The organism is Mesorhizobium sp. M00.F.Ca.ET.216.01.1.1 (genome assembly GCF_004010325.2).
Taxonomy (GTDB): domain Bacteria; phylum Pseudomonadota; class Alphaproteobacteria; order Rhizobiales; family Rhizobiaceae; genus Mesorhizobium.
The window spans coordinates 1-624 of sequence record NZ_SADR02000092.1 but is presented as its reverse complement, the minus strand read 5'-3'; the positions used below and the strand labels follow the sequence as shown (position 1 = coordinate 624).

Annotated in this window: 1 protein-coding gene; it reads right to left on the bottom strand. The window is 61.9% G+C overall.

What is annotated here, in order from left to right; genetic code table 11:
- Positions 1–541, bottom strand: a 541-nt coding sequence (locus EN859_RS35165; protein ID WP_189502468.1) for a transposase, incomplete at its 3' end; no start/stop codon positions are given.
- Positions 542–624: the final 83 nt, after the last annotated feature.

Here is a 624-nt window from a genome sequence, read left to right as displayed (position 1 = left end):
CTTCCTGCTGGCCGTGCAGCGGATCATCGGTGGCGTCGAGATCGAGCACGATCTCGCCTGGCGGCTTATCATGGGCTTCCAGGAACAGACCCACGAACAGGGCTTCCATCGCCTCCTTGTCGTAACGGATCTTGTGATAGCGCGTCGGCTCCCCGGCGCGGCCGTGCTCCAGCCGGTTCAGCGTCGACTTGCCGGCAAGGACGCCGCAATCGGAGCGCTTCGGCGTCAGGCTTTCCGACAAGAGCGCCAGCACCGGGTCGTGGCGAAGCGTATCGTGATCGTCGACGTCCTCGTAACCGAGCGCGATTGCTGCGATGCGCTGTCCGACCAGCGTCTGGACACTGTGCACCGTGCAATCCGGATCGCGATGGTCGATGAAGCAAGCGGCCACCCGGTCGAAAAGGCCGATAGCCCCGTCGGCGTGGCGAAGCAGCAAGGCGCCGGCATCCGAGGTGATCGCCCCACCGTCGAAACCGGCGACAACTTTGCGGGCGTCGAAGCCTTCAAATTCGAGCTGGTCAGAGATACAGTGTGTTTGCATCGGACCCCGTCCTTGGATCTGATAACTCTTTGTTGCAAAAGCAGTTTCTCAGATTCTCGGGGCCGATGCACCCCTCACTTTGA